We start from the raw sequence: 19,305 nt of genomic DNA on the forward strand, positions 1-19,305 counted from the left end.
TCTTACTTGTCCTTCTCGTCCTCGTCGACGACCTCAGCGTCAACGACGTTGTCGTCAGCGTCAGCGGCCTCAGCGCCCTCGGCTGCGGTTGCACCCTCAGCTGCCTGAGCCTCGTAGATAGCCTTACCCATCTCCTGGCTCTCGGTGGACAGCTTCTCGACGGCGGACTTGATGGCCTCGATGTCGGAGCCCTTCAGAGCCTCGTCGACTTCCTTGGCAGCCTCTTCAACGCGGTCGCGGATGTCCTGGGAAACCTTGTCCTCGTTCTCCGATGCGAACTTGCGGGTCTGGTAAGCCATGGACTCAGCCGAGTTGCGGACTTCCTGCTCCTCGCGGCGCTTCTTGTCCTCGTCAGCGTGCTTCTCAGCGTCCTTGATCATCTGGTCGATCTCCTCCTTGGAGAGGCCGGAGCCGTCCTGGATGGTGATCGTGTTTTCCTTACCAGTGCCCTTGTCCTTAGCGGTGACGTGGACAATGCCGTTGGCGTCGATGTCGAAGGTGACCTCAATCTGAGGGACACCACGCGGTGCCGGAGCGATTCCGCCCAGCTCGAACGAGCCCAGCAGCTTGTTGGCAGCAGCCATCTCGCGCTCACCCTGGAAGACCTGAATCTGGACGCTCGGCTGGTTGTCTTCAGCAGTGGTGAAGGTCTCCGAACGCTTGGTCGGGATTGTGGTGTTGCGCTCGATCAGCTTGGTCATGACACCGCCCTTGGTCTCAATACCCAGCGACAGCGGGGTGACGTCGAGCAGCAGCACGTCCTTGACCTCACCGCGCAGAACGCCGGCCTGCAGAGCAGCACCAACTGCGACAACCTCGTCCGGGTTAACGCCCTTGTTCGGCTCACGACCACCGGTCAGTTCCTTGACCAGCTCAGAGACTGCCGGCATACGGGTGGAACCACCGACCAGCACGACGTGGTCAATGTCGGAAACCGGAACATCAGCGTCAGCAATGACCTGCTGGAACGGCTTACGAGTGCGGTCAAGCAAATCAGAGGTGATGCGCTGGAACTCAGTACGGGACAGGGTCTCGTCCAGGAACAGCGGGTTCTTGTCAGCATCAACGGTGATGTACGGCAGGTTGATAGATGCCTGCTGCGAGGAGGACAGCTCAATCTTGGCCTTCTCAGCAGCCTCACGCAGACGCTGCAGAGCCATCTTGTCCTTGGTCAGGTCAATGCCGTTGCTGGACTGGAACTTCTCAACCAACCAGTCAACGATGCGCTGATCCCAGTCATCGCCACCGAGCTTGTTGTCACCCGCAGTTGCGCGAACCTCAACAACACCGTCGCCAATCTCCAGCAGGGAGACGTCGAAGGTACCGCCACCGAGGTCGAAGACCAGAATGGTCTGCTCCTTGTCGGACTTCTCCAGACCGTAAGCAAGTGCAGCAGCAGTCGGCTCATTGACAATGCGCAGGACGTTCAGGCCAGCAATCTGACCTGCTTCCTTGGTTGCCTGACGCTCAGCGTCGTTGAAGTAAGCCGGAACGGTAATAACCGCATCAGTGACGTCGTCACCCAGGTAAGACTCAGCGTCGCGCTTCAGCTTCATCAGCGTACGAGCGGAAATCTCCTGCGGAGTGTACTTCTTGTCATCGATCTCGATGCTCCAGTCAGTACCCATGTGGCGCTTGACCGAACGAATAGTGCGATCAACGTTAGTGACAGCCTGGTTCTTAGCGGACTGGCCAACCAGGACCTCACCATTCTTTGCAAATGCAACCACCGACGGAGTGGTGCGCGAACCCTCAGCGTTCGCAATCACCTGAGCCTCGCCGCCCTCGAGGACGGAGACACAGGAGTTCGTCGTACCCAAGTCAATACCAACAGCGCGTCCCATGATGAACACCTTTCTAGAAGAGTAAAAGAATTGCCCTTAAGTCTTACGCGCTCAAGTCTGCATTGCCGTAGAAAATCTGTCAAGCAAACTTGAGTGTGTCCGACTCAATGTTTGTCATGCTGTGCAACGGACTATGGGGCAAAGTTATTCCCACCCAACTCAACTTTTCTAGAAAAACCTCCATCACCCCAGGTCAACTCGATAAAAGATTTTTGTAAAACTATGTTCTAAAGCTACTCGCGGTAGCCGACAGCGCAATTTTCTATACAAAATCCTGTCTTCGGCCTCCAGGGGGAATTTCTTAGCACTAGCCCTGGGAACTTTCCTGCAAAGCGAACCGACTAATCCCCTGACGTGTTTTGCAGCCACCGGCTCATCAACAGGCCATGCCCTTGTTACCCCATGGCCTGACACCGAATCAGCTCTGGCGGCTCCACTAATACATGTCTAAATCCTCCCCATTTACGGGGCGATTGAGCCAAGAATTCATCCCACTTATTTAGGAGTTTTTCGTGCCTCAGAATGCACAGCGACACCATTTCCCCTTTTTCCGTGGGCTCGCAGTAGCGTCGGCAAGCGCCGCACTAACCCTCGCCTTCCCTGCCATTGCATCCGCACATGTGCATGCAACCCCGTCGTCTGCCCCGATTGGCGGCTACGCAGATCTGGCTTTCGGGGTCGGCCATGGCTGCGACGGTTCGCCGACGACGAAGGTCGAGTTCACCATCCCGGAGGAGTTCGAAAAGGTTACGCCGAACATGAACGCGAACTGGGATGTCACGAAGGAGTCGACCGGCTCTGGCGAGAATGAAAAGGTGCAGAAGGTCATCTACACCGCAAAGACTCCACTGCCGTCGGACCTGAAGGATTCTCTGACGCTCAGCGTGAAGGTGGCTGATAATGCAAAGCCGTCGACGGTTGAGGTGCCGACGCTGCAAACCTGTGAAAAGGGTTCGATGAACTGGGCTGAAAAGGACCACGATAGCGATTACCCGGTTCCAACCGTGGAGCTGATTGAGAAGTCGGCAGACGATGAACATAGCCACGGTCACGACCACAGCCACAGTCATGGCACCGGCGAGACAGAGCACGGCGATAACCACTCGGGCAACGTGGAGCATTCCGCAGCTACTACCAGCGAGGACTCAAGCAGCACGCTTGGTGGCTGGGGCCTGGGACTCGGCCTCGTGGGCGCACTGACCGGTATTGCCGCATTGGTGATTTCACTGCGTAAGCGAGGTTAAATCGCTTTGACATTTCTTGAACAGTTTTCCCGCCTTTACCCGGCACGGACGAACCATTGAGGTTTTGAAACGGTTTTCTAAGCGAATAAGGATTCAAGGGTCTGGTTTCCGATAGCTAATTGGAACCAGACCCTTTCGTCATTCCGCGACCAAACACCCTCCGCTAGAAAGCTGCCGGACCTCCGGTCCAACCCATCAAGAGCAGCTCAACCTAGCGCGCGAGTCACTGGAGAATGGTCAAATTAAACTGCTTAATCAACGGAGATAGAGCTGCAGCACCATTTGAAATTGCGTCATGAGGGAAGCCGTAACTTGTCATCCCCACTGCATAAATCCGGTTTGGGTCTTCTGGATCCACAGCCCAAACTGCCCCGCCAGAATCGCCATGGTCCGAAATATTTCCGAATCCGAACATGTAACTCCCCACAGTCTCTTTGTAGGGGCCACATGAAAGCCCACTACGGTACCCAAGACGGCAAACGCGAGGTTGTTCTTGCTCGAGCCATTGAGGACTTGCCCAGCCAGCTAACTCCGCCCCCTTAAGCATGGGAGTGCCGTAAACATTCTTAGGGTTAACAGTCAACTCAATCAATGCATGATCTGTCGGGTTGTTCTTAGCCTCCAGGTCAAACGACCTCCAGACAAATTGTCCGACTTTATAGAACTTCCCTTTTTCATCCTCTACGTATACGCTGTCTCCCTTATTCCCGCAGTGCCCAGCACTTGTGATGTAGTGCCGCTGGGGTTCATCCTTGTTGTACACCCACCACGCAAAGGAACAGGATGAAGTCGAATCACCAGCCCCCTTCACAAGAAAACGAGCTCCCGGCGCAATAAGCGCTGAGTTTTCGAGGAACTCCCATCCTTGACTATTGCGGTAGATTTTCTCATTCTCTGGATTACTAGGCTCCAGTTTGGTCGAACCATCACCCATTCCCTCAACATCGGTGCCCGATTCCGCTGAACCGGTGTCCGATTTATCGGAACTATCATCGGGTTTTTCCATCCCCGAACTGGGCGCACTAGTCGAAGATTGGCTGTCATCCCCCTGAGACTGCCCTGCACTTTCTTCCTGCGAAGTTGATGTTGAAGAACTTTCTCCGACCCCCATAGCGTTTTTCAAAGAATCTGCATCGCATGCACTCAACCCCACTGCCAGCAAAGCCGCGATTGTGGAAGCCCAAACTCGTCGCTTGAATGACTTGCCCCTCTTACCGCTTCCCTCGGTAACCAAACCGACACTCGATGATGTAAGCGAGCGTGTCTCCATTTCCGGATTCATATCAATACTCCTGTGACGCTTAAGTCATTTCGATCGATGGACCCACATATGCCCGCGAGTGCAAACTTTTACGTAGGTTTTCGGTCATTTGATGAGCTTTTGTCGCGATTGGACTGCTAGCTTCGTCGTAAGTATAAGAAGAAACCTTCCATTCGGCATCAAAAGGTGAATAAGTTTTCGGCACTTTCTTATAACGTCGTTAGCCCAGCTCCGGCCACAAAACGCCACAAACACAGATTCCCGATCACACTGACCTACCCTGCCGTCGCTTTCCCATCCAGGAAAGCACCGATGTAATCGTCGTAAAGCCCCACCCAAATCCGGCCCCACGGGTAACCTCGCTTACAACCTGATTTCTATTACCGCTTTGGAGACACGAATATGTCCGAGTACACCAACATCCTTACCGAAACCCGAGGTCGCGTCGGCATTATCACCCTGAACCGCCCGAAGGCACTGAACGCCCTGAACCACAAGACCATGGAAGAGATCGGCGCAGCAGCCACCGCTTTCGACAACGACTCGGGAATCGGCGCGATTATCATCACCGGCTCCGAGAAGGCGTTTGCCGCAGGTGCGGACATTAAGGAGATGGCGGACAAGTCCGGCACCGAGATGTATGTCTCTGACTGGTTCGCACGTTGGGATGTTCTGACTTCCGTCCGAACTCCAGTTATCGCCGCCGTCAACGGCTACGCCCTGGGCGGTGGCTGCGAGGTCGCTATGATGGCGGACTTCATCATCGCTGGCGCTAAGGCCAAGTTCGGTCAGCCTGAGGTTAACCTCGGCATCTCTCCGGGCATGGGCGGCTCGCAGCGTCTCACCCGCGCAATCGGCAAGGCTAAGGCAATGGAGATGTGCCTCACCGGCCGCATGATGGGTGCCGAGGAAGCTGAGTGCGCAGGTCTGGTCGCCCGCGTCGTCGAGCCGGAGGCGCTTCTCGACGAGGCCCTGAAGGTCGCCGACACCATTGCGTCGAAGTCACTGGTAGCCACTACTCAGATTAAGGAACAGATCAACCAGGCCTACGAAATGACGCTGTCGCAGGGACTGCTCTTTGAGCGTCGCACCTTCCACTCCCTGTTCTCCTCCAATGACCAGAAGGAAGGCATGGCCGCTTTCACTGAAAAGCGCGAGGCAAACTTCACCAATTCCTAGAAACTGCTAGTTCACAGTCGACGGGACTGCCAGCCACAGAGCCGAGTTGTCGGCGGCAGCATAGGTGTCTCGTGCACGCGGTGTGTGCGTTGGAGAAGTCACAATGACAGCAGCACGAACGCCACGGGCTCCCGATCCTGCAAGGTATGCAGTGCCTGCCGCGTTTTCAACGGTGGAGTCTGAGTTTGTTTCCATCGTGATTCGTCGCTTCCACACTCCCATAGATGCAAGCGCATCACGCATGTACTCAGCCTCAGTCTGGCAGCCCGGCTGAGTACGACCACCCGTGACGACGACCGGGTTAAGCGGATGACGCAGCGCCAGCGAACGTGCAGTTTCCAATCGGGACGTCAAAACAGCAGGAGCACTGCAGTCGGGATTAAGACGGGCCCCGAGCACAATAATCGGCACCTGAGGATCAAGTAACGCAGTCTCCGCAGCTGCACGTCCGACCGGGGACACCACCACTGGAGTCACAAGCGAGCTATTGAACGCCTTGACTGCGACCGCACTGACCGGATTGGCGTTTGCCACTACACCCGAGCCAAAGACCGCACTCGCAGTAAGAATAAGGCCTGCTCCAGCCATAGCGATTGCACGGAAAGATCGCGCCATTAAAGTCCCTCTCAAGAAAAAGTGGCACGGAGAAATCCACACTCCACATGCCATTTAGAATCAGGCGGATAAATCCGCAGTATCACGCTGCTAATACTAGGCGCTACACAAAATGGCGCCTACATAAGAATTACGCGGGGGTGGCCAGGCACTCTCTTCGCCACCAAAATAGCACGCCGCGTACCAGGTAAATTGCGGACGTAGAGGCTTTTAAATCCACTTGGGATTCATAAAAGTGAGTTACATTTAATGACTTTTTCGTTAACTGCCAGCAAATCCCGGGATCCAATAGCAAATTATCCACCAAAACACAGGTACAGAAGTCACTATTGTTATTTATGTTAAGAATGTAACGCATGTGAATACATGTCTGCTTCAGTCAATTTTCGAAGGCCAACACACCACCGAGCACCCCCTCCGTCTCGCGACACAGTCCCGCCCCGACACTCCGGCACTACCCCCACAATGCGTCCGCAAAACATCGAATCGGCAACACTCGACAACTACATACACGCAACGCCGCCGCCACTTCCGCCCATAAAAGCGTGACGACGAAAGTGCCGCGCGCCGTCGTTAAGCGAAGGCGTTAAAACCCGTCGAAACCCTCTCGAATAAAACAACGATTTTTTTGCGTAATTCGTCAAATAACCGCTGGTTACACCGTGTATCGATGAATTCAGCACTATTTTGCACATTAGTTAGGTAAGCGTCCGCGGCTCGTGATAGAACTCACAAGAGAACTATTTTCACTCAGCCATCACCCTGGCTGAGCCAGCCTAGAAGGAACATTATGAGCGTGCTCAACCTCGCCGCGGCGACGGCTGACACGGCGATTCCGGAATCTACCGGATTCACCGTCGCAGTCGGCGTTATTGGCGTCCTGTTGTCCCTGCCCTGCTGGTTCATCTTTATTAAGGGATTCACCCATATGGTGAAGACCATCATGGTGGGCCAAAAGACGTACGGTCACACCGGTGAATGGGGAACCCGTATTTGGACCATGATCCGAGAGATCGTCGGTCACACCAAGATGGCCAAGAAGCCCGGCGTTGCTGTGGCTCACTGGTTCGTCATGGTGGGCTTCCTCCTCGGTTCCCTAGTGTGGTTCGAGGCGTACATTCAGACCTTCTGGCCAGCCGGTGGTTGGCCAATCCTCAGGAATCTGACGGCCTGGCACTTCATCGACGAACTGCTCGGCCTGGGCACCACCCTGGGCATCCTGGCACTGATTCTCGTCCGCCAGACCAACCTGGGCAAGGAGCGTCTGAGCCGCTTCTACGGATCCAACGCCAAGGCTGCCTACTTCGTTGAGGCCGTCGTCCTCATCGAGGGCCTGGGCATGATGTTCGTCAAGGCTGCCAAGCTGGCTACCTACGGCGACCACGGTCACACTGGCGCCGAGGTCTGGACCTGGGCGAACTTCGTCACCGGTGGTATCGCACAGATTCTGCCGGCCTCCGAAGTCATGGTGTCCATCTTCGCGCTGATTAAGCTGCTGTCCGGTATGGTCTGGCTCTTCGTTGTTGGCCGCAACCTCACTTGGGGTGTCGCATGGCACCGCTTCCTGGCGTTCGCCAACATCCTGCTCAAGCGCAACGCTGATGGCTACAACGCCCTCGCTGGGGCTAAGCCGATGACCTCTAACGGCGAGATCCTGAACCTGGAAGAGGCTGACCCGGAGGTTGACTCCATGGGTACCGGTGTGGTCACCGACCACTCCTGGAAGGCTCTGCTGGACTTCACCTCTTGTACCGAGTGTGGTCGCTGCCAGGAGCAGTGCCCGGCCTGGAACACTTCCAAGCCGCTGTCCCCGAAGCTGCTGGTTAACCAGCTGCGTGACCACGCTTACGCTTCTGCCCCGTACCTGTTGGCTGGCGAGACCATCGAAACCGCTCGCGAGGGCGAAGGCGCTGGCGCAGCACTCCTGACCAAGCCACTGGTTGGCGACGGCGATGAGGGCATCATCGACCAGGACGTTCTGTGGTCCTGCACCAACTGTGGTGCCTGTGTGGAGCAGTGCCCGGTTGACATTGAGCACATCGACCACATCGTCGATATGCGTCGTTACCAGGTTCTGGTTGAGTCGGACTTCCCGACCGAGCTGGCTGGCCTGTTCAAGAACCTTGAAACCAAGGGCAACCCGTGGGGCCAGAACGCTTCCACTCGTGCCGACTGGATTAATGAGGTCCGCAAGGACGGCGTCGTTGTCCCGATTTGGGGCGAGGATGTCGAGAGCTTCGACGACACCGAGTACCTGTTCTGGGTCGGTTGTGCCGGTGCTTACGACGACAATGCGAAGAAGACCACCAAGGCTGTTGCAGAGATGCTTTACACCGCAGGTGTGAAGTACGCTGTGCTCTCCCAGGCCGAGGGTTGTACTGGCGACTCCGCTCGCCGTGCTGGTAACGAGTTCCTCTTCCAGGTGTTGGCTGAGCAGAACATCGAGCAGCTCGACGAGGTCTTCGACGGTGTGCCGCCGAAGCAGCGCAAGATTGTCGTCACCTGTGCGCACTGCTTCAACACCTTCAAGAACGAGTACCCGGAGCTGGGTGGACAGTACGAAGTTGTCCACCACACCCAGCTGCTGAACAAGCTGGTTCGTGCTAACCGCCTGCAGCCGGTTGCTTCGGGTCAGGGCCGCCAGGTCACCTACCACGACCCATGCTTCCTGGGCCGCCACAACAAGATATTCGAGGCTCCGCGTGAGCTGATTGGCGCGTCCGGCGCCAACCTCGTCGAAATGCCTCGTAATAAGAACACCGGCTTCTGCTGTGGTGCTGGTGGCGCTCGCATGTGGATGGAAGAGACCATCGGTCAGCGCATCAACGTAAACCGCACCGAAGAGGCTGTCGGAACCGGCGCTGAGGCAATTGCCATCGGCTGCCCGTTCTGTAAGACGATGATGAACGATGGCGTCAACAACGTCATCGAGGACGACGAGAAGAAGCCGGAGGTCCTGGACATCGCCCAGATGCTCCGCGACTCCGTGAAGGTCGACGGCGAGCTGCCGCAGGCACGCGAACCGGAGTGGATTGAGCAGCCGGAGCGTGGCTGGGTCGATCCAAAGAAGGCTGAAGAGGAAGAGCGTCAGCGCCTCGAGGAAGAGGAAGCTAAGCGCAAGAAGGCTGAGGCTGCCGAGAAGAAGAAGGCAGAGAAGGCTTCCGCTGCCGGCGCTGGTGCCGCAGCTGCTGGTGCTGCTGCAGGCGCTGCTGCCAAGGGTGGTGCTCCGAAGCCGGGTGGTGCTCCGAAGCCGGGTGGTGCTCCGAAGCCGGGTGGTGCTCCGAAGCCGGGTGGCGCCAAGGGCGGCGCACCGACCCCAGGTGGTGCCAAGAAGGGCGCTCCAGCTCCAGGTGGTGCTCCAAAGCCAGGCGGTGCCAAGGCCGGCGCACCAACTCCGGGTGGCGCCAAGAAGGGTGCTCCTGCTCCGGGTGGCGCTCCGAAGCCAGGCGGTGCCAAGGCCGGCGCACCGGTTCCAGGTGGTGCAAAGGGCGGCGCCCCGACCCCAGGCGGTGCCAAGAAGGGTGCTCCAGCTCCGGGCGGCGCTCCGAAGCCAGGCGGTGCCAAGGGCGGTGCCCCGGTTCCAGGCGGCGCCAAGAAGGGCGCTCCAGTTCCGGGCGGCGCCAAGGCCGCTAAACCGGCCGCGCAGGCAGAGCCAGCAGCTGCAGAAACCGAAGCTCCGACTGAGGCTCCGAAGGCAACGAAGGGCGCTCCGATTCCGGGTGGCGCACGCAAGGGCGCTCCGGTTCCGGGTGGCGCTAAGAAGGCAGCTCCGGCCGCGAAGCCGAAGGCCGAGAAAACCGCTCCCGCCGAGGAAGCCGCTGCTGAAGTAGCGGCCACCGAGTCCGAGCAGCCAGCAGCTGAGCAGCCGAAGACCGCATCCGGTGCTCCGGTTCCGGGCGGCGCACGCAAGGGCGCTCCAATCCCAGGTGGCGCACGCAAGGCCAAGCCAGTCGCTAGCGCCCCTGCCCCGGCAGTCGAGGAAACCGAAGTTCAGGAGGCTCCGGCGCAGCCAGAGGCAGAGGAGGCTCCTGCTCAGCCAGAGGTTACCGAACAGCAGTCGGCGGAAGGTGCTACTTCCACCGAGCAGGCCGCTGATGCTCCTGCCGAGGAGACGCAGGCACCGTCGGCAAGCGCTAAGAACCTTCCGCGCAACCAGCACGGAGTTCCGCTGCCAGGATCGGCGCGACGTAAGTAACGCTCGCTAAGTAAGCCAGAATCCGCCCGAGAGGTTATTCTTCCCGGGCGGATTTTTTGTGCTTTACGACGACCCCTGCGCCACGGCATTAATCATGCAAATGGCACTCTCAACCGCACTGACAATATATTGATTACTGCATATTGATTACTGCATCCCGTTAGAGATGACCGCGTTGTGGTGTGGAAAGAGGTCTTGGCGTAGTGATTAAGAAATCGCTGTCACAGATAAGGGACTTTCTGAGGACTCCGGGGTCAGTGGAGATGGTCATTGCGCTGGTTCTCACGGCTCTCGATGCGCTAATTTTCCGCGAGAGCAACTCTGATCTGTTGTTGCCGACCATTATCGGTGGCCTTCAGGTCATTCTTGTTGCAGTGGCGACCTATCTGCCACTTTTTGCCATGGTGGTTGTCCCAGCGAATTTCTTGGCATTGACTTTCCTTCCCACAGAGCAGGCTCCAATGCAGATTTTCTGCGCGCTTCTCATCGTGGAAGTGATGCGTGCTAACAACAACAAGATGCCGGCGAGAATCACTGCGTTGCTCTTGTTGGTGATCTCAAACTACGACGTCAACACAAGTACTTTCGCACGTGACCATGTCGCGACCTTTGTGACAACACTGCTTTTTGTAATTGCCTACGCCATCGGCATGATGCGCAGTCGCTACAAAGAACAACGCCGGCGGGCAACGATTGAATCTAACCGCGCTCTGGAAGAGCAACGCCTTGAGTTGGCGACCGTACTGCACGACTCCACTGCCAAGTCCTTTACTCGCGTAACCATGCTGGCGCAGGCGCTCGCCATCGAGCGAGAAGGGACCGATGAAAAACTTGAAGAATCCCTGGAGGACATCGCAGAGACCTCCCGAGAAGGCCTGCTACAGCTTCGCCAGTTGCTTTCATTGCTGAAATCAGCTGACGACGAGAGTTCTTTGACCTCAGCTATCGGCCAGGATGAGCGAGTTCCCAGCATGAACAAGGTGCTCCAACAGGCCAAGGATGAACTGCAGGAAGCTGGGTTTAACGTTTCGCTGGCCACGAAGATTGAAACCGAGCCCTCTTTGACGCAGATTTCAGAGGTTATCTCGCCGGCGCTGTCGGAGTTCTGCACGAACATTCAGAAGTACGGCGAACCGCAAACGAACGTTCACATTCTGGCGCTGAGCAATGAGGAAGATGGCTTCACGCTCGACATCAGCAATCAGATATCGAAGGCGCTACCGCATTTTCTGCCGCGGGCGATGCTCTCGAGCGGTTTGGGGCTTTCCTCACTGCATCGGCGAGTGCGACCGTGGGACGGTTCCATCACGTCAGAACGAGAAGGAAATGTGTGGAATTGCAAACTCCACATGCCACCTACCAACCAGTAGGTTACGCTAGCGTAAGATTGATGTAGTAGCCGCCTGTGACGAAGATATCTCTCGAAAAGTCCTGGTTAGCGTAGTAATATCACACGATGACAGATATTGTTCGGTTTTTATAACTTCTATGAAAGGTTCGCGGATGTCTGACATTAAGGTTCTCATTGTCGATGACGACCCACTTGTACTCTCGACGCTGCGAACCTATTTCAAGAAGGCACCGCATATCACCGTGGTCGATGAAGCCAGCGATGGCCACGAGGCTCTCAACATTATTGCCCGTGGTGGCGTTGACGTAGTTTTGACCGATATTCATATGCCTAACATGGACGGCGTTGAGCTACTTGAGCGCATTAAGAAGGTGGAGAATCCACCGAAATTCATCGCTATCACCTCATTTGATACCGATGAAACAATGCTGAAAATCTTGAGTCTCGGCGGAAATGGCTACATTCTCAAAACTGCCCGCCCGGAATCCGTCATTGGCACCGTTGAAGATGTTTTCCAGGGCGGCACCGTCATCTCACCGATTTCTGCGACTCGGCTGATTAAAACCCTGCCGTCCCGCAACATTTCCTCGTACAAGATCACTCAAGCCGAGCGAGAGGTTCTCGGCCTGATCTGCCGCGGTAAGTCAAACCACGACATCGCCAAGGAACTCGGCAAGTCGCCGGGCACTATCAAGAAGCACCTCTCCAGCATGTTCAATAAGTTTGGAGCTACCTCTCGCCTGGACCTGGCGCTGAAAGCAATAGACGCAGGCTTCCACCCGCCGGCATCCGCTGCCGCAGAATAACCAGGGGCTCTGAGATTTGGCCGGTTAGCGGCTCTGAATTGAGCCTTTGCAGGCCCGAGATGGATAGCAAAAAGGGGCATATTCACTTTCGCGAATATGCCCCTTTTACCCGTGCTGAGTGTGGAGAGAGAACTGTGTAACTACTGGATGGTCACCTCGACATGTCGCTCGCGCGGAGCCACACCGAAGTAGGTGCGCCCAATTGGCTCCCACGTCTTCGAGTTGGCGTTGCAGCGAACAGTCTGTCCGGCGAACTCGTCAACCAGGAATCCCCAGCTCAGACGACCAGTTTCACCCTTGCGTACTTCGTATGGCCCGATCTTCTGCCCGAGGCTCCAAACCATCTCTCGGGAGTATTCCCAGGAGTACTTGCGGTTGAGCTCCTTGCTGACCTTCACACTGACAGAGATATTGGTCCACCACTTCTTGGTCTTGGACTCCTTGATGGTCTGCGTCAGCGGAATCGGCTCATCACCGATGTCATTCTTCGTAGAAACAACGCCCTCAACGTCGTAGCGAGAGCCGGTGATTTCCACGAACTCAGCCACCGAACCCGGAGCTTCACAAGTGGTTCCCGGTGCCGGACCGCGGTCAACTGCCGCCGGCTTGGGCACTGGTACCCACTCCTCCGGCGCGAACGGTTCACCGGCTCCTGGATTCGGGGCGGCCACCGCTGTCGGAGCACCGAGTCCGAGCGCAAAGACCGTCGTCAAGCACATGGCGACAACACGCTTTTTCATAACTGCTCCTAGTCGTTAATCGTGGCGGATGCCGGGCCGCCGTCACCGGAGTTGCCGCTGACAGGCGCCCACTGCTGACGGTGCTCGCCCTCCTTGGTGGTCTTGTGCCAGACCACGAAGCGAGTCGACGGCCCCTTGCCGTTGTACTCACCGAAGTAGGGCTCACCGCGCCACAGGCCGGTCTTCTGATCGCAGGTGCGGACACGGCCAATAAAGGATTTCATGTGCACGCCGTAGTCTGCGCGAACGGTCTCACCAGGGTTGACGGTCACCGGGCCCAGCTTGTCGCCAACCGACCACTGACTGACCTCGACGATGCCGTACTTGTTCTTCACCCCGTGGAGGAACACGTCCCACATATTTCCGGAGCTCATGGCCTTCACGGACTCGTTGACCCCCTCTGTCACCTCGAGGGTGTACTGAATCGGGCGGTCAGTGCGGTTGGTGAATGAGTTAGTGCCGTTGTAGCGGTCCCATTCGTCGGTAATCCACTGTTCCCAGGGGTGACGCTTGGCATCCTTGACCGGGTCACATTTATCCGTATTGGTGAAACCGGTGTGGTGCTCATCCTGGTCGGGGGTCTGGGTCAGCGGGGTCGCCGCGACCTGTCCGACGATGCCTGGTGCAAGAAGACTTGCACCCATCACCGCGCAGGCCAGGGCCTTCTTTTTCAGGCTCAACATGGAGAAACTTCCTTCTACTTCGAGGTCTTAAAGAGGCTCAGCCCGTCTTAGACGGCGTACTCCTTGACCTGCGGAGCAGCACCGTCCACGGAGCGATCAGCTTCGTTGGCGCGCATGGAAACGCGAATGTGACGCTCCTTCGGGATGGTGCCCCAGTACGGACGACCTGCGTCAATCCACTTTCCACCCTTGCAGGTCAGGTGAGTGCCTTCGAAGGACTGGTTCAGGAAGCCATACTCCAGAACACCGGTGTAGCCCGGCTTGACCGGGTACGGGCCGAGGGTCTGGCCAACTTCCCAGGTCTGAGTGGACTGGTAGCCGGCGCTGAAGGTGACATGGAAGAGCTTGAGCAGGTCGAAGTCGACCGAACCGCCGACGTTCCAGGACTTGGTCTTGCCTTCCTTGAGGGTCTGGGTCAGCGGCAGGTCGGTATCGCCGTAGTTAGCGACGGTGGCGGTACCTTCGACCTCGAACTTCGAGCCGGTGATCTTCAGAGACTGGCCGGACTGGCCTTCAACGGAGCAAGTGCCACCGACGGTGCCCGGGGTGGGGGCTGGGGCAGCTTCGGCCATCGGGGCGACAGCCAGCGAGGACATGGTAACCAGGGCTGCAATGGAGCCGGAGAGCAGGGTCTTCTTCACGGCGAAATCCTTTCAGGGTGTGACGAGCAACTCGTAAGGAAATACTTGAACTAACACCTGCTAAGGTAAGTCGAAATTCAGCCTTTTGTAATGGAAAATTTTCGACTCGCTTTACGACGGCCACAGCGATTATCCACATAGTAAAAATGGAATCCCACCGATTTCTACCTTGCGAAAATACGGTATATAACAGCGTTTGACCAGTGATTATGAGCGCCACAATAAGATTTCAGCGATTAATTTAATCGCATTAGAACTACGCCTTTTGAACCAATTCAAAAATGCCTTGGTCGACCACTTGATATTGGGCAATCAACATTTCGGCCACTACCCCACCTACATAAAGACACCATAGAGTAGCCGAATGGCCACCCCCGGGAGCGGGCAGACGAAGGGCCCCTCACGCTTCACACTCTTGATTAAATAGTTATGATTTCTTTATTAATCACTGGCGAAGTCCGGCAGTCCACAAAGCCCTGACACTTTGCCGAGGCAGATATCTTTCGGAGTACTACCTAATGTTTCGACGCTCTTCTGTTCTTGCTACCACCATTGCATCCGCAGCACTTTCCCTAGGCGCGCTGACCGGCACCCCGGCCGCTGCCGCTACCGCTGCACCGACAACCGCAACCAGCAGCGATGAACTACAGGTCAAGGAATACGCTCTTTCCGATACCTTCTCTTGCGACTACTACAACCTTCCGTGGTGCCGCTAAACAGCGGACGCATCGCATACTCCAGCACCAATGAATGCCGCGCTGTGCCAGCCGTCGCAGCAATAATGACCGGCATGGAGGTCAGCGCATCCTTATCCAGGGCGTCGAAAAACATCTTGAAAAGCCCCCGAGTAGGATGCCGCGAACACTGGGGTCGCGGCAATCAACCCATCAGCACAGCTGACAGTATCGAGGGCGGTGCGCAATTTTTCGTCGTAAAGCCCTGTGGACATCACAGTGCCGAGACTGACAGCGAGTTCGCGCAGCTCAATGTACTCGATCTCGAGACCTTCGCCGCGCTTGGAGACCTGCACGTCAACAGCTTCCGCGATGCGATTCGCGAGGATGCGCGTGGTCGATGGGTCGGAAACGCCAGCGCTTACTACGACAAGCTTTCTCACTGCTGATTCCTTTCCGCCGGGCGGACCAGCAGGTGCGGGGAATCTGCGCCTTCGGCGACGAGCGAGGCGTGCGTCGGCGGGTCGGAGGGCACGTGTGCCGGACGGCGGCGCTCGAACTCTTCACGCAGGACCGGAACGATTTCGGTTCCCAGGATCTCAACCTGCTCCAACGCCATCTCCAGCGGCAGGCCGGCGTGATCGATGAGGAAAAGCTGGCGCTGGTAGTCACCAACGGCATCTGCATAGCCCAGGTAACGTTCGATGATTTGCTCAGGCGTGCCGACGGTCAGTGGAGTGATGTTCTCGAATTCTTCCAACGATGGCCCATGTCCATAGACCGGGGCATTGTCGAAGTAGGGGCGGAAAATTTCCTTGGCTTTCTTCTCCGTCTCAGCGGCGAAGACCTGCCCACCAAGTCCGACAATTGCCTGATCAGCAGCACCATGACCGTAGTGCTCAAAGCGCTGGCGGTAGAGATTGACCATGGCTGTGGTGTGCTCGATATTCCAGAAAATGTGGTTATGGAAGAAGCCGTCCCCATAGAAGGCGGCCTGCTCAGCAATCTCGGTGGACCGGATTGAGCCATGCCACACGAAAGGCGCTACCCCGTCGAGCGGACGCGGAGTGGACGTAAAGGACTGCAGCGGAGTGCGGAATTGACCTTGCCAATCCACATTTTCCTCACGCCAAAGGGTGCGCAATAGGTGGTAATTCTCAATGGCCAGCGGAATCCCCTTGCGGATATCCTTGCCAAACCACGGATAAACCGGCCCGGTGTTGCCGCGGCCCATCATGAGATCCATGCGGCCTTCGGAAAGGTGCTGGAGGTAGGCGTAATCCTCGGCGATGCGCACGGGGTCGGTGGTGGTAATCAGCGTTGTCGAGGTCGACAGAATCAGATTTTCGGTCTGCGCTGCGAGGTTTGCCAGCAGAATCGGCGGGTTCGCCGGGGCCACAAACGGTGGATTGTGGTGCTGGCCGGTAGAAAAGACATCGAGGCCAACCTCTTCAGCCTTCTTCGCTAGCGCGACAGTTGCCTTAATTCGCTCATGTTCAGTAGGGATTTGTCCGGTCGTGGGATCTTTTGTGACGTCGCCAATTGTAAAAACTCCGAATTGCATGGCTCCATATTAAGACCTTTTTGTTGACACGTCATCCCTCACCGGCTTATAGTTGACACGTCAACACCGGGAGTTGGTTCCGGCGGACAAAAATACTTCGAAACATTCGAGATACTTTTAACTTTTAGGAGATTCACTATGGCTCTTCAGTCTGGTAACTACGTTCTTGATGCACAGCACTCCACCGTTGGATTCACCGTTCGTCACGCTATGATCACTAAGGTCCACGGTCAGTTCACTGAGTTTGAGTCCGTTATTAATTTTGATGCCGACAAGCCGGAGAATTCCACGGCAAAGGCGACCATTCAGGCGAACTCCATCAACACCAACAATGAAGAGCGCGACAACCACCTGCGCTCGAAGGACTTCTTCGGCACCGACGAAAACCCGACCTTCGAGTTCGTTTCCACCGCTATCGAGCTCCAGAGCGAAGAAAAGGCCACCGTTACCGGCGACCTGACCATCAACGGTATTACCAAGCCGGTCACCCTGGATGTCGACATTTTCGGCTCCGCTGAAGACCCATGGGGTCAGACTCGCGTTGGCTTCGAGGCAGCTACCAAGATTGACCGCACCGATTTCGGTATCGATTACAACGCTCCTATTAAGACTGGCGGCCTGCTCCTTGGCAATGAGATTTCCCTGCAGATCGACGGCTCCGCAGTCAAGCAGTAACTAGCAGCCGGAACCCAGCAGCCAGAACCCCAGAAAAGCGTCCTGCATCCTCATGCAGGGCGCTTTTGCGCAATCAATGTGCAATTAATCTGCCCCCGCTGTGAGAAAAGCATGGTGCGGGAGCAAAAAAGTGGCATGCTTAGACAGGTGAGTTCCAGTAAAGACACTTCCCAGGGCACCGAAACCACCAACGAGACAACGCAGGACGCTCAGACTGCGCAGGCCGCTCAGGCCGAGCAGTCCCGCGCCGCCCGCGTTGCCGCCCGTCGTGGAAACATCAAGGCACCTCGCCGCACTCCGCTGAAGACACTGGACCAATCCTCCAAGCTGCAGAACGTCCTCTACGACATTCGCGGTCCGGTGACTACTCTCGCCGAGCAGATGGAGGCCGACGGCCACCGCATCATGATGCTCAACACTGGCAATCCGGCGAAGTTCGGCTTTGATGCACCTGACACCATCGTGCAGGACATGGTCCGGGCCCTCCCCCACGCACAGGGCTACTCCGAGTCCAAGGGTATTTACTCCGCACGCCGTGCCGTCGTCACGCGCTATGAGATGGACCCGGATTTCCCCCGTTTCGACGTCAACGACGTCTGGCTGGGCAACGGCGTCTCCGAGCTGATTTCCATCACCACGCAGGCGCTGCTCAACGAGGGCGATGAGGTCCTCATTCCAGCTCCGGATTACCCGCTCTGGACGGCAGCAACCACCCTCGCCGGCGGTAAGGCCGTCCACTACACGTGTGATGAGGAGAATAACTGGGCTCCGGATGTCGAAGACATTCGCTCGAAGGTGACGGATCGCACGAAGGCGATTGTCATCATCAACCCGAACAATCCGACCGGCGCGGTCTACACACGCCAGACACTCGAAGCCATCGTCGATATCGCTCGTGAGCACTCACTCCTGCTGCTTTCCGACGAAATCTACGACCGTATCCTCTACGATGATGCACAGCATATTTCCACTGCTTCGCTGGCTCCGGATCTGCTCTGCATCACCTTCAACGGTCTGTCCAAGACCTACCGCGTGGCCGGTTACCGCGCGGGCTGGATGGTGCTGACTGGCCCGAAGCGCCACGCAGAGGGTTTCATCGAGGGCATCAACCTGCTGGCCAGTACTCGTCTGTGCCCGAATGTTCCTGCTCAGCACGGCATTCAGGTCGCGCTTGGCGGCTACCAGTCCATCAACGACCTCGTCCTGCCGGGCGGTCGCCTACTGGAGCAGCGCAATGTCGCCTACGAGGGGCTGACCTCAATTCCGGGTGTGAGCTGCGTGAAGCCGATGGGCGCGATGTACGCATTCCCGAAGCTGGATCCAAACGTCTACGAAATCCACGACGACGAAAAGCTGATGCTCGACATCCTGCGTGAAGAGAAGATTCTGATGGTCGGCGGCTCTGGCTTCAACTACCCGACCCCGGATCACTTCCGCATTGTTACGCTGCCCTGGGCACGCGACCTGAAGGAAGCCATCGAGCGCCTGGGTAACTTCCTGGCCAGCTACAAGCAGTAGCAGGACTTAAGGTTGCGCACGCTGCTGGTTCTGCCCTTCTCACATATCGATGCGCTATTCACTTATGGCCACACTGGAGCGCATCGATGAGTGAGTATTGCATCGATAGGTGGGCCATAGCGCTGATAGCCCCGGCTCGGCGCGCCGGAATGGCGGTACGCCTTCCGGTGCTGGCACAGCGATTAGGTTATTAAGAGTGGGCAGGCATTCAAAAGATTCAATGAACTCTGGTAACCAGCAACCTTTTCGCGTTTCGGCGGGTTCCGACATAGGTGCGCATCTCGACGTACTGAAGAACTCGAACAGCGGCTCCCC

Annotated in this window: 15 protein-coding genes and 1 pseudogene; 8 read left to right on the plus strand and 8 right to left on the minus strand. The window is 56.9% G+C overall.

Annotated features, from left to right (window positions below; genetic code table 11):
* Nucleotides 1–2: 2 nt before the first annotated feature.
* On the minus strand, nucleotides 3–1,844 hold the full coding sequence (gene dnaK / locus HMPREF1206_RS01110; protein ID WP_016421564.1) for a molecular chaperone DnaK: 1,842 nt from the start codon (nucleotides 1,842–1,844) through the stop codon (nucleotides 3–5).
* A 512-nt stretch (nucleotides 1,845–2,356) separates the two neighbouring features.
* Between dnaK and HMPREF1206_RS01115 the strand changes: the two genes are divergently transcribed.
* Nucleotides 2,357–3,088, plus strand: a complete 732-nt coding sequence (locus HMPREF1206_RS01115; protein ID WP_016421565.1) for a YcnI family protein — start codon at nucleotides 2,357–2,359, stop codon at nucleotides 3,086–3,088.
* 223 nt (nucleotides 3,089–3,311) lie between these two features.
* On the opposite strand, the gene HMPREF1206_RS01120 is transcribed toward HMPREF1206_RS01115, so the two are convergent.
* The gene (locus tag HMPREF1206_RS01120; RefSeq protein WP_016421566.1) at nucleotides 3,312–4,370 is read right to left on the minus strand and encodes a hypothetical protein; all 1,059 of its coding nucleotides are present in this window, start codon (nucleotides 4,368–4,370) and stop codon (nucleotides 3,312–3,314) included.
* Nucleotides 4,371–4,751: 381 nt separating this feature from the next.
* Here HMPREF1206_RS01120 and HMPREF1206_RS01125 point away from each other — a divergent pair, with 381 nt between their 5' ends.
* A complete protein-coding gene (locus tag HMPREF1206_RS01125) occupies nucleotides 4,752–5,528 on the plus strand; it encodes an enoyl-CoA hydratase (protein ID WP_016421567.1) in 777 nt (258 codons plus the stop codon).
* Between the two features lie 6 nt (nucleotides 5,529–5,534).
* Here HMPREF1206_RS01125 and HMPREF1206_RS01130 read toward each other — a convergent pair whose 3' ends face one another.
* Nucleotides 5,535–6,143: a YdcF family protein gene (locus HMPREF1206_RS01130; RefSeq protein WP_016421568.1), complete on the minus strand. Its 609-nt coding sequence runs from the start codon at nucleotides 6,141–6,143 to the stop codon at nucleotides 5,535–5,537.
* A 790-nt stretch (nucleotides 6,144–6,933) separates the two neighbouring features.
* Here HMPREF1206_RS01130 and HMPREF1206_RS01135 point away from each other — a divergent pair.
* The 3 genes from HMPREF1206_RS01135 to HMPREF1206_RS01145 all read left to right on the plus strand — a co-directional run bounded on the left by HMPREF1206_RS01135 (nucleotide 6,934) and on the right by HMPREF1206_RS01145 (nucleotide 12,495).
* Nucleotides 6,934–10,338: a heterodisulfide reductase-related iron-sulfur binding cluster gene (locus HMPREF1206_RS01135; RefSeq protein WP_016421569.1), complete on the plus strand. Its 3,405-nt coding sequence runs from the start codon at nucleotides 6,934–6,936 to the stop codon at nucleotides 10,336–10,338.
* 263 nt (nucleotides 10,339–10,601) lie between these two features.
* A complete protein-coding gene (locus tag HMPREF1206_RS01140; RefSeq protein WP_222865557.1) occupies nucleotides 10,602–11,708 on the plus strand; it encodes a histidine kinase in 1,107 nt (368 codons plus the stop codon).
* 133 nt (nucleotides 11,709–11,841) lie between these two features.
* Nucleotides 11,842–12,495 carry a response regulator transcription factor gene (locus tag HMPREF1206_RS01145; RefSeq protein WP_016421571.1) on the plus strand — a complete coding sequence of 218 codons (654 nt, stop codon included), beginning with the start codon at nucleotides 11,842–11,844 and terminating at the stop codon, nucleotides 12,493–12,495.
* A gap of 140 nt (nucleotides 12,496–12,635) precedes the next feature.
* On the opposite strand, the gene HMPREF1206_RS01150 is transcribed toward HMPREF1206_RS01145, so the two are convergent.
* Genes HMPREF1206_RS01150 through HMPREF1206_RS01160 form a run of 3 tightly spaced genes read right to left on the minus strand, consistent with a single transcriptional unit; the run spans nucleotide 12,636 to nucleotide 14,559 of the window.
* Nucleotides 12,636–13,235: a hypothetical protein gene (locus tag HMPREF1206_RS01150; RefSeq protein WP_016421572.1), complete on the minus strand. Its 600-nt coding sequence runs from the start codon at nucleotides 13,233–13,235 to the stop codon at nucleotides 12,636–12,638.
* A gap of 8 nt (nucleotides 13,236–13,243) precedes the next feature.
* Nucleotides 13,244–13,918, minus strand: a complete 675-nt coding sequence (locus tag HMPREF1206_RS01155) for a hypothetical protein (RefSeq protein ID WP_016421573.1) — start codon at nucleotides 13,916–13,918, stop codon at nucleotides 13,244–13,246.
* A gap of 47 nt (nucleotides 13,919–13,965) precedes the next feature.
* Nucleotides 13,966–14,559 (minus strand): hypothetical protein, encoded by a 594-nt coding sequence (locus HMPREF1206_RS01160; protein WP_016421574.1) that lies wholly within the window; start codon nucleotides 14,557–14,559, stop codon nucleotides 13,966–13,968.
* Nucleotides 14,560–15,077: 518 nt separating this feature from the next.
* On the opposite strand from HMPREF1206_RS01160, the gene HMPREF1206_RS01165 reads away from it, so the two are divergent.
* Nucleotides 15,078–15,275 carry a hypothetical protein gene (locus HMPREF1206_RS01165; RefSeq protein ID WP_016421575.1) on the plus strand — a complete coding sequence of 66 codons (198 nt, stop codon included), beginning with the start codon at nucleotides 15,078–15,080 and terminating at the stop codon, nucleotides 15,273–15,275.
* On the opposite strand, the pseudogene HMPREF1206_RS01170 reads toward HMPREF1206_RS01165, so the two are convergent.
* Together HMPREF1206_RS01170 and HMPREF1206_RS01175 are read right to left on the minus strand one after the other, a co-directional pair.
* Nucleotides 15,271–15,676, minus strand: a pseudogene (locus HMPREF1206_RS01170) (CE1759 family FMN reductase); the annotation flags it as partial. The gene HMPREF1206_RS01165 and the pseudogene HMPREF1206_RS01170 overlap by 5 nt on opposite strands.
* On the minus strand, nucleotides 15,673–16,797 hold the full coding sequence (locus HMPREF1206_RS01175) for a CE1758 family FMN-dependent luciferase-like monooxygenase (RefSeq protein ID WP_016421577.1): 1,125 nt from the start codon (nucleotides 16,795–16,797) through the stop codon (nucleotides 15,673–15,675). The pseudogene HMPREF1206_RS01170 and the gene HMPREF1206_RS01175, both read right to left, overlap by 4 nt.
* Nucleotides 16,798–16,935: 138 nt before the next feature.
* Between HMPREF1206_RS01175 and HMPREF1206_RS01180 the strand changes: the two genes are divergently transcribed.
* Together HMPREF1206_RS01180 and HMPREF1206_RS01185 are read left to right on the plus strand one after the other, a co-directional pair.
* A complete protein-coding gene (locus HMPREF1206_RS01180; protein ID WP_016421578.1) occupies nucleotides 16,936–17,472 on the plus strand; it encodes a YceI family protein in 537 nt (178 codons plus the stop codon).
* A 147-nt stretch (nucleotides 17,473–17,619) separates the two neighbouring features.
* A complete protein-coding gene (locus tag HMPREF1206_RS01185; protein WP_304412132.1) occupies nucleotides 17,620–18,990 on the plus strand; it encodes a pyridoxal phosphate-dependent aminotransferase in 1,371 nt (456 codons plus the stop codon).
* Nucleotides 18,991–19,305 lie beyond the last annotated feature (315 nt).

This window comes from Corynebacterium sp. HFH0082, assembly GCF_000411235.1.
In the GTDB taxonomy this organism is placed as follows: Bacteria; Actinomycetota; Actinomycetes; order Mycobacteriales; family Mycobacteriaceae; genus Corynebacterium; species Corynebacterium jeikeium_D.